The 10,141-nt window shown below is 60.3% G+C and carries 5 protein-coding genes; 1 reads left to right on the forward strand and 4 read right to left on the reverse strand.

Going from position 1 to position 10,141, the window contains the following annotated elements; genetic code table 11:
- Window positions 1–18: 18 nt before the first annotated feature.
- The 4 genes from R1T40_RS19395 to R1T40_RS19410 all read right to left on the reverse strand — a co-directional run bounded on the left by R1T40_RS19395 (window position 19) and on the right by R1T40_RS19410 (window position 6,508).
- Complete coding sequence (locus R1T40_RS19395) at window positions 19–429, reverse strand: hypothetical protein (protein ID WP_317385310.1); 411 nt, start codon at window positions 427–429, stop codon at window positions 19–21.
- Entirely contained in the window at window positions 426–1,913 is a 1,488-nt protein-coding gene (locus R1T40_RS19400) for an FAD-binding oxidoreductase (RefSeq protein ID WP_317385311.1), read from the reverse strand. The genes R1T40_RS19395 and R1T40_RS19400 overlap by 4 nt, the downstream gene beginning before the upstream one ends.
- A gap of 287 nt (window positions 1,914–2,200) precedes the next feature.
- Entirely contained in the window at window positions 2,201–5,317 is a 3,117-nt protein-coding gene (locus R1T40_RS19405; RefSeq protein WP_317385312.1) for an efflux RND transporter permease subunit, read from the reverse strand.
- Window positions 5,318–5,320: 3 nt separating this feature from the next.
- Window positions 5,321–6,508 (reverse strand): efflux RND transporter periplasmic adaptor subunit, encoded by a 1,188-nt coding sequence (locus tag R1T40_RS19410; RefSeq protein WP_317385313.1) that lies wholly within the window; start codon window positions 6,506–6,508, stop codon window positions 5,321–5,323.
- Window positions 6,509–6,876: 368 nt separating this feature from the next.
- Between R1T40_RS19410 and R1T40_RS19415 the strand changes: the two genes are divergently transcribed.
- Window positions 6,877–10,089 (forward strand): 2Fe-2S iron-sulfur cluster-binding protein, encoded by a 3,213-nt coding sequence (locus R1T40_RS19415; protein ID WP_317385314.1) that lies wholly within the window; start codon window positions 6,877–6,879, stop codon window positions 10,087–10,089.
- Window positions 10,090–10,141 lie beyond the last annotated feature (52 nt).

The raw sequence follows: 10,141 nt of genomic DNA on the forward strand, positions 1-10,141 counted from the left end.
ACCATCTCCACACTGAGTTCACTTTGTCTCACCTGAGTTTCGCAGCCCGGCCCAGACAGCCACCCCTCCGAGCGCCAGATGCGGCAGGTTGGCGAGGACGCGGCGAACCGACAGGTCCATGCCGAGCGACCCATTGGTGAAGATCCCAAGGTCGAGATATCCGTATCCGGTGAAAAACCCAAAGACACCGTCCCCGAGATAGGCAAATCCGAACAGGATCAAGAAGCTCCGCGCCGCGCGGTGGGACAGCAAACCGGCCACAAGCGCCCAGAGGGCGGAGGCCACATGCAGCGCGTCATCGTAGATATCGAGCGCAAAAATGCCGAATGCCAGGCCTGCCTCATTGGTCAGGCCGGGGATGTAGTTCAGGGACGCGGCGATCATCAACGCCACGAAATACCCCAGCGAGAGTTTTTGCAGAATGGTCATACCAAATCCAGATAGCTGTCCCAAAGAGTGTTGCGGAGGACAAGTTGCGGGTCCAGTCTCCGTTTGTCTTGCGCGAATACCTCGGCTTTGGGATAGGAGGCAACAAACTGCTCCACCGTCGCATGCGGGCGGTAGGGCAGGTAATATGCACCACCTATGGCGACGATCCGGTCAATCAGCGCTCTGGTCATCCGGGCCATGTCGGCCTCTGCGCGATGTGTCAGTTCCTGGCTGAACGACATGACAGCTGCGATCCGCGGCTCTGTCGCAAACGACAGGGTGCTTTGATCGTCCTGCGCTACGTAGCGCAGAGTCACGTTCAGAAACTCCTGATAGGAGGCGGGTATCACCTCGCGGCATGCCTCCAGAAAGCCGTCGAACGCGTCAAAGCCCACGAAATATTCATGCAGGATATCAGTGCGATCAGGGTCACGGTCGTCCAGCGTGACGACAGGTTCATTGATGAGTGTGTTCCGGGTCGCCGGTCCCGACCCGAGCATCGGGCCAAGGCGGGTTTCGTTCCACCAGCGGAACGATTTGAAGGCCTCGTCGCCCAGCTGCGCCCGGTATAGTCGGCTCGCGGCATGGGACATCCAGCCAGAGCCGGCGGCGGCGGGCAAATCCAACTGATCCTGGGTTTCGCGATAGCTGACCAGCAGGGCCTTCTGAAAGAAGTTGGCGCGTTCCACGTTGAGGCGACCGTAGGCCATGGTCACGGAGGGATCTTCGATGGCCTCGCGAAAGGCGTTGGCAAATGCGCTGGCGTCCAGCACATCGAAGGTCGGGGTCAGGCGGGTGTTTTTCACCATCTCCACGTCCAGATCGACGATGACACCAATCAGCCCGTAACCGCCCATGGCCATGTTGAAAATCTCTGCATTCTCGGACGGCGAGCAAGTCACCAGATCGCCCGATGGCAAGATCATCCGCAGCGCACGCACGGTGGATCCCATCGGCCCGAAGGGCACAGGCCAGCCATGGGCGTTCACGGAGAATGTCGCGGCCACACCGAAATCGTTGTTGGATTGCATGACCTTCGGCGACCAGCCCGCGGGATCAAGTGCAGAGATCACCTGCGACCATCGTGCACCGGCATGGACCCGGTAGATACTGTTGGCGCTGTCAATCTCTACCGACCCATTGTCGAACGTGACAGCGGTGCCCTCACGCGGGATCGCTTGTCCTCCCATCGAATGACGCGCGGCGCCGACGTTGAGCGGTCTCCCCTCGGTCCTCGCCTGCACCAATTCGGTGCGGATTGAGGACACCAATGCCTCTCCGGCGTCGTCCTGCATCACCAGATGTTTGTGGATCGGGGTGGCGGACAGCCCACTGGCATCATTCAGTATATTCTGCCCGGTTGGTACAGGGATGCGCGCCGTGCCGTCGTATACGGGCAGGTTTGGGCTCAACCAACGTGACAGGCCCCAACCGGCAGCGCCGCCTATTCCGAGCAGTGCCGCTCTTCTGGACAGTGATCTCATCAATTCATCTCTCCCGCTGCCGGAGTGTGAAGGGACAGGACAGCAATTGAATGTGTGTTTTGTAAAATGGTTCCCGGCGTTTCGGACCGGGATCGTGATCAACTCAGCTCAGTGTATGACGAGCCGTTGTCTGAGAAACAATGCCGTTTGCATCGCAAAGGGGCGTATTGCTCGGTCGGTTTGATCGTGGAGTTGCACCTATATTGCGAGCTTCGGCGGTTGCCATCACCATCCAGCACGCGGAGTGTGTGTTTCCGGCGCGCCAGTGAAGGCGCGCCGGATTGTGGTCAGACAGCGCCGATATCGACACCCGTCAGCTTGCGGGTAACCCGCATGATCAGGACGTAGAATGCAGGAACCATGAAAATCCCAAGGAAGGTGGAAGCCACCATCCCGCCGATTACCCCGATACCGATGGCGTTTTGCGATGCTGCGCCTGCGCCGGTTGCGAGGGCGAGGGGCAGCACCCCGAGTATGAACGTCAAAGCGGTCATCAGGATCGGGCGCAACCGTAGACGGGCCGCTTCGATTGCGGCATCGGCGATGGTCATGCCGGTGCGCCGCAGATCCTCTGCAAATTCCACGATCAGGATGGCGTTTCGTGCCGCGAGTCCGATCGTGGTCAGCATACCCACCTTGAAGTAGACGTCATTCGACTGACCAAAGATCCAGGCTGCGAACAGCGCTCCGAGAATGCCCACCGGCACCGCCAGCATCACCGCCAGCGGGATCGACCAGCTCTCGTAGAGAGCGGCCAGTGCGAGAAAGACGACCAGCGCGGAGATTGCGTAGAGGATCGGCGCCTGATCGCCGGATTGGCGTTCTTGATAGCTGAGGCCGGTCCAGGCCGCCGCGTATCCTCCGTCCAGGTCGGCCACCAATGCCTCCATCTCCGCCATTGCCGTGCCAGAACTGTAGCCGCTCCCCGGCGAGCCGGAAATCTGCAGGGCTGAGGTTGCGCCGTAGCGTTCCAGCGTGGGGGCGACGGGTTCCCAGGAGGTGGACATGAAGGCCGAGAATGGCACCATTTCTCCGGCTGCGTTGCGCGCATACCAGTCAAAGACGTCTTCGGTCTGCATGCGATAGGGTGCATCGCCCTGCACGATGACCGGGCGCAATGCAGCGCCAAGCTCGAAATCATTGACCTCGGATCCTGCGAAGATCACGGACAACATGCCGTTTACCTCGGACAAGGTCAGGCCGAAACTCTCGGCCTTGGCACGATCAATCGTGATTTTCAGGGCGCTGTCCTTCTCGGTGCCATTGGCGCTGAGGTTGACCACGCGATCGCTCTGCTCGGCATTTGCGACCAATTGTTCCGCTGCAGCCTGAAGGGCGTCGGAGCCGGCGCCGGACTGGTCGACCAGGTACATCTCAAAGCCACCACTGTTGCCGAGCCCTCGAATGGCCGGGGGTTGCAGAACGAAGATCTGCCCGTCCCGCAGCTGACTGAAGGCAATATTGGCCCGTTGCGCCACCTGTGCGGCGGCAAGTTGGGCCTGTCCGTCACGCTCGTCAAAGCTTTTGAGTTTTACAAAAACCATGGCGCGGTTCTGTCCACTGCCAGAAAATCCGAACCCCAATGCGGCAAACGTGCTTTCCACCGCATCGGCTTCGTCCGTCAGGAAGAACGCCTCCAGTTTTTCCACGGTTGCGGTCGTCTGCGCGGTTGTCGCCCCCTCGGGAAGCGTGACGACGGTCAGAAGCACGCCCTGATCCTCGGTCGGGATGAAGGATGTGGTGAGGCGATTGTTCACCATATAGGCCGCGACCAACACCGCAACGAGGGCGAGCGGCATCAATACGGGCAGCCGCAGCGTGCCTTTGACCCCAGCGCCGTACCCGGTGATGCCGCGATTGACGAGCGCATTGAACCACCGGAAGGGGGCGAAACGAGGTTCGCCTTCCTTTGGCTTCAGAAGGCGGGCAGACATTGGTGGCGACAGGATGATCGCAACGCAGAGGGACAATGTCATCGCTGTGACCATGGTGACAGAGAACTGGCGGTAGATCACCCCGGTGGACCCGCCGAAAAACGCCATCGGCAAGAAGACCGCCGCGAGTACCACGTTGATCCCCAACAGTGCAGAGGTGATTTGCCCCATGCTCTTCTGGGTCGCTTCACGTGCGGACAGGCCTTCGTCCTCCATCAGGCGTTCGACGTTTTCCACCACCACAATGGCATCATCAACCAGCAGTCCGATCGCGAGCACCATGGCGAACATGGTCAGGGTATTGATGGAGAAGCCACCGATCTGCAGGACGGCAAATGTCCCGAGCAAAACCACCGGCACGGCGATCAGCGGGATCAGCGTCGCCCGCCAGCTTTGCAGGAACAGCAACAGCACCAAGAACACCAGAACGACCGCTTCTATCAGCGTGTGGTAGACCTGTTCGATCGACAACTCGACAAAGGGCGAAGTGTCATATGCGATTTCGAACTCGACGCCCTCTGGCAAGGAGGGGGCAAGGCGATCCAGTGTCGCGCGCACCGCGGCGGCCGTGTCCACTGCGTTTGCACCTGTGGCGAGGTTCACGCCGAACCCAGTCGCGTTCTTGCCGGAAAAACGCGAGTCGCCGCCATAGCTTTCCTGGCCGATCTCCACGCGCGCCACATCTGCCAGATGCACAGTTCCGCCGCTTTCATCGGCCTTGAGCAGGATCTGCTCAAATTCCTCGACGGTGGTCATCTGGCTCTGTGCCGTGATCGTGGCGTTGAACTGCTGACCCGTGAGAGTTGGTTGGCTGCCGAGTGAGCCGACCGAAACGGTGGTGTTCTGTTCTTGAACTGCGCCGACCACGTCCTGTGGCGTCAGCTGGAACCGGGCCAGGGCAATGGGGTCGAGCCAGATCCGCATGGCATAGCCGGAACCAAAGATACTGACGCCGCCGACCCCCTCAGTGCGTTGGATCGGTCCTTCGACCTGTTCAGATAGGATGTTGCCGAGCTGGACGGTGGAGTATTGTCCATTCTCGGCCACGATGGCGCCGACCAGCAAGATGGAGGACGAGGATCGCGAAACGGTCACGCCCTGAGTACGCACAGCGGTCGGCAGCTGGCCCTCGACTTGCGACACCTTGGTCTGGACCTCGTTCTGCGCGTCGATCGGCTCGACGCTCTCATCAAAGGTAATCTGGATGGACGCCGACCCCTCGGAGGAGCGCGCGGTCATATAGATCATGCCGTCCAGGCCGGTCATGGCATCCTCGATGACCCGCGTGACGGAGTTCTCCACCGCCTCGGCCGTGGCACCGTTGTAGCTGGCTGAAACCCGAACCGTAGTGGGGGCGATTTCCGGATACTGCGCCACAGGCAGGGTCAGCGCGGACCATGTCCCGATGAGCATGGTCATGAGGGCGAGCACCCATGCAAAGACTGGGCGCTTGATAAAGAAGAGACCCATGTCTTAGCCCTCGTCGCTGTCGTCAGCGGTTTGTTCGGTCACGACGCCGGTATCGGAGATATTGACCGGGACGGTCTTCAACGACGCGCCATCGCGCATGGATGTCAGCCCATCTACAATCAGCGCCTCACCTGCGGAAATACCGTCGGTGACGATCCATGCATTCTTGTAGCTGCCGTGTTCGGTCAGTTCGCGCTGTTCGGCGATATCATCCACTGCGACAAATGCGGTCAGGGTGCCATCAGCAGCCCGGGCCGTTGCGCCCTGTGGGACAAGCACGGCGCGCGTTGTGCCCAACTCGATCTTCACCCGCAGGAATTGACCAGGCAACAAACGCCGCTCCGGATTGTCAAAGCGAATGCGGAATTCGAACGTCCCTGTGGTGGTGGAGACCCGGGTGCCGGGCGACTCCAATGTGCCTTTCTGGTCGTACTGCGCCCCATTCTCAAGCGTCAGGCTGAGGTCGAGGTCTTCACCACGCTCCAACGTACCGCCCTCGATCATGGCGCGAACCTCGGCGAGGCGCTTGCTGGACTCTTCAACATCAATGTAGATCGGATCAAGCCGGGTGACCATCGTCAGCGCATCTGACTGGTTGGCGGTCACCACCGCGCCGACCGAGACGTTGGGCACTTCGGCGATGCCTGTGATTGGGCTTTGAATTTCTGTGCGTTGGAGATTGAGCTGTGCAATTTTCAGTGCGGCACGGGAAGAGCTGAGCTCTGCCTTGTTTTGCAACACGGCAACCCGTGCGGTTTCCACGTCCTCGATGGTGACCCCGGTCCCTTGCAGCCGCTCGTAGCGCGACAGGGTGGCCTCGGCTGCCGTCACCGCCGCTTTGGCGCGGGCAACTTCGGCTTCGGCTGCGGCCACATCAACCTCGAAAGTGTCCCCCTCGATGCGGAACAGGACATCGCCTTTTTCGACCTTGCGCCCGGCTTCATATATAATGTCGCGAATGGTGCCATCCACACGCGGTCGAATGTCCACTTCTTCATAGGCGACGGCGCGGCCGGGCAAGGTGACGGAATACGGTACCTGTGCCTCTTCCAGCAGAATGATACCGGCGGCGATAGGGCCGCCCCTGCCCGGTGTCGGTTGTGCTGCGGCGGGCAGGGTCATCAACAGGGTAATGGCGCCCGCACTGATCCAATTCAATGCTGCGGGGAAGCGGGGTGACGAATAGGCCATGTATGTCCTTGATACTGTGAAGGCGGCGTCGCGTGGACGGTCTGTATTTTGTACGCTTGGGGTGTGGAATTCTGTCGCCTGAGTGGCGTGAAATTCCATGCCTAGGGCTGTTATCGGAAACGGTTCAAATTTCTCCAACCATATCAGGGTGCTGTACACAAGCCTATGACAGTTCTGCACAGAATACGTGCAGCACCGCGCCGAACGGTCGTCGCCTAGGCCGCCAAACTCACGACGCGATGCTTGCTCGTGCCACTTGGCGGCACGAGCGAGCTGTTATTCCTGCAGAGGTCAGGGCGTGGCTCTAGCATGTCTGATGGTGCGACCCAGTCGCCGCCGTCCGCCACAGCCGTTCCAGGAGAGCCAGCATGTCCATTCGTTTCTTTTCCTCGCGGCATCGACCCGTACATCTGGGTCCGTTTCCGCTGGAGCGGTTGAAACGCATTCCCCATGCGGATCTGAATGGCGTACCGCGCGCGGTGGCGCTCAACTTCCGCCGCCCCGATGCTCCGGCCAGTATCGTGAATGCCATGTGCGAATATCAGGCGATGATGGATGCGATCCGCGATGGTCTGGTGAACGGCGCACGAGCCGACGTGCCAGACGATCTGCAGGAGCGGTCCGAGCATATCAAGGCGTTTGGGTATTTTGCGGACGCCGCAATGGTGGGGATCGGTCCGATGGTTGAGGGCGCCCGACTGCAACGCCCCTGGCGCAATCCGGATATTGATCGGCTGGCCGAGGATTTGAAAACACGCCAGACCAAGACACTGGCCTCTGGCATCGACATGATCATGGCCGATCTGAAAGAAGCCCTGCAGGCTCCGCCAACCACGATCGGGGCGCACAAACACGCGATCGTCTTCCTGTACGAGATGCCGCGTGATCCAAAGCCCGGTGAGGCAGGCTGTGACTGGATCGAGGGGGCGGAAGCGCATCGCGCCTGCCTGCGCAGTGCCGAAACCGCAGTGGTGCTTGCGAACTACATTCGATTGCTGGGGTGGGATGCCAAGGCACATACGGGGACATCGTCCGACGTCGACCTGAACCAGCTGGCCGTCGCCGCTGGCATAGCGCGTATGGAAGACGGGCAGCTGGTCGCTCCATATCTGGGGGAGCGATTTGGCCTCGCGGTGGTGACCACCGACCTTGATCTTGCCGAAGATCAGCCATTGGCCCCCTTTGCGCAACAGCCTGGCCGCGAGGGGCGGGATTTGCGTTGGTGGGTCGGGGCAGGGGCCGAACGGTCCGCCCTGAATGACGATCCCTACCGGAGCCGCGACTTTCGAGATGGCCCACATCCATTCGAAACACTGAAACGTGTCGAGACACCCACCACCTATATTGATGAGGCGCGGGTCGCCCGAGTGCCAAAACGGACAGACATGTTTGCAAGGGCGCAGTTCGGCGACATGGGCAAGGGCAATCAAAAGGCGGCCACCGGTGGGTACTATGTGCGCAAGGCGGCTCCGGCGATGGCGCAGCGCCGCATGCTGGGTGCCTTTGTCCTGCTTCAAGACGGCGCCCCGGCTGCAGGGCCGCGCCCGACCGATGCAAGACGGAATGCAGATATGGTCAAGGCGGCGTCCTACTGGCTGGGGATTGATGCTGTTGGTATCAGCCGCTGCCCAGACTGGACCTGGTATAGCCATGACGCCACTGGGGCTCCGATCTCTCCTGATCATCCACATGCGATCTCAATGATTGTCGATCAGGGGTTCGACACCACCGAAGGCACATCGGGTGATGACTGGATTGCGGTGGCCCAGTCCATGCGCGCTTACCTGCGCTTTTCCCTGCTTGGCGGGGTGATCGCACGACAGATCCGAAATCTGGGCTACAAGGCCAAGGCGCATACGGTGATGGACGGAGAGGTCCTGCAGCCGCCCTTGTTGCTATTGTCAGGACTGGGAGAGGTGTCGCGCATCGGCGAGGTGATCCTCAACCCGTTCCTCGGTCCGCGGCTGAAGTCCGGCGTGGTGACCACCGATATGCCGATGGATCATGATTTGCCGATTGATTTTGGTCTGCAGTCGTTTTGCGAGTCCTGCAACAAATGCGCGCGTGAGTGTCCTGCAGGTGCAATCACCGCCGGGCCGAAGCTGATGTTCAACGGCTATGAGATCTGGAAATCGGACAGTCAGAAATGCACCACCTATCGGATCACCACGCCCGGCGGTGCAATGTGTGGGCGTTGCATGAAGACATGCCCCTGGAATCTGGAAGGGATCTTCGCTGAAAAGCCGTTTCGCTGGGCGGCGATGAATATCCCGAAGGCCGCCCCCGCCCTGGCCAAGCTGGACGATGTGCTTGGCAATGGTGAAATGAATCCCGCCAAGAAATGGTGGTGGGATCTCGAACTGGAGGAGGATGGAGCCTATCGCCCGACCCGCCATCCGGTGAACGCGCGTCGCCTGCAGACAGATCTAGATCTCAGGTACGAAGATCAGACACTTGCGGTTTACCCCGCCAACCTTGCCCCGCACCCCTATCCCTATCCTTTCCCGATGGACCGGGAGGCTGGGATCGAAGCCTATCAAGCCATGATCACCGCCGAGGAATACAAGACGCGGCGGGCAAAGGGCGAGAGCGGCGAGTGGGATCACATATATAAGAGTGACAGTGACAGCCCGGTGCTTGAGGTGATCGTGTCCAAGGCGGAGATCATGGCAGAGGGAATCACGAAGTACGAATTCCGTGCGGCCGATGGCGGTGAACTCCCAGCGTGGACCGCGGGCGCCCATCTGGACATCGTGGTCGCTCCGGAATTTTTGCGCCAGTATTCCATGTCGGGAAATCCCGCTGATCGTTCGCACTACCAGATCGGCGTGCTGCGCGAGGAGGCTGGGCGCGGCGGCTCAAAGCTGCTGCATCGGATCTTTTCCGAGGGGCGGCGCATTTTCATTTCCCGTCCCATCAATCACTTCCCCTTGGAGGAGACGGCAACAAAGACCTTTCTGATGGGCGGTGGCATCGGCGTGACCCCGATGATTGCCATGGCGCATCGCCTCCATGCGCTCGGGAGGGCGTTCGAGCTTCACTACTCCATTAGATCCCGTGACCAGGGCGGGTATCTGGAGGACCTGGCGCAGGTGCCCTGGGCGAAACATGTCCATCTCCACATCTCTGATGAGGGCACACGGGCGCAGTTCGACGAGATCTTGTCTGGCTACCAACCTGGCTGGAATGTCTACACCTGCGGGGCTGGCCCCTACATGGATGCAGTGATGGCCGGGGCCGAAGCGTCCGGTTTCCCGGAGGAGGCGCGTCACCTGGAGTACTTCTCGGTGCCTGAGCAACCAGAATATGAGAACCACCCCTTTACTCTTAAACTGTCAGCGTCCGGCAAAGAGATCGCCGTCACTGCCGAGCAGACTGCTACAGATGCTCTGGCGGAACATGGTATCCATGTGGATGTGAAATGCGCCGATGGGATCTGCGGTGTGTGCAAGTGTGATCTCGTATCGGGGGAGGTGGAACACCGGGACTTTGTCTTGTCGAAGGCGCAGCGAGAAGGGGCCATTGTGCTGTGCCAATCACGTGCCGCGGAACCCGACGGGGTGCTGGAAATCGATTTGTGAGAACCCGATGACGGTACATCGTCCACGCAGATCTCTGGAATCATCTCTGCGA

The organism is Tritonibacter scottomollicae (assembly GCF_032924845.1).
In the GTDB taxonomy this organism is placed as follows: Bacteria; Pseudomonadota; Alphaproteobacteria; order Rhodobacterales; family Rhodobacteraceae; genus Epibacterium; species Epibacterium scottomollicae.

What these genes read in the sequence shown, in the direction of transcription:
- R1T40_RS19415 (WP_317385314.1), top strand. Translation starts at nt 6,877, where the DNA reads ATGTCCATTCGTTTCTTTTCCTCGCGGCATCGACCCGTACATCTGGGT.
- R1T40_RS19410 (WP_317385313.1), bottom strand. Translation starts at nt 6,508, where the DNA reads ATGGCCTATTCGTCACCCCGCTTCCCCGCAGCATTGAATTGGATCAGT.
- R1T40_RS19405 (WP_317385312.1), bottom strand. Translation starts at nt 5,317, where the DNA reads ATGGGTCTCTTCTTTATCAAGCGCCCAGTCTTTGCATGGGTGCTCGCC.
- R1T40_RS19400 (WP_317385311.1), bottom strand. Translation starts at nt 1,913, where the DNA reads ATGAGATCACTGTCCAGAAGAGCGGCACTGCTCGGAATAGGCGGCGCT.
- R1T40_RS19395 (WP_317385310.1), bottom strand. Translation starts at nt 429, where the DNA reads ATGACCATTCTGCAAAAACTCTCGCTGGGGTATTTCGTGGCGTTGATG.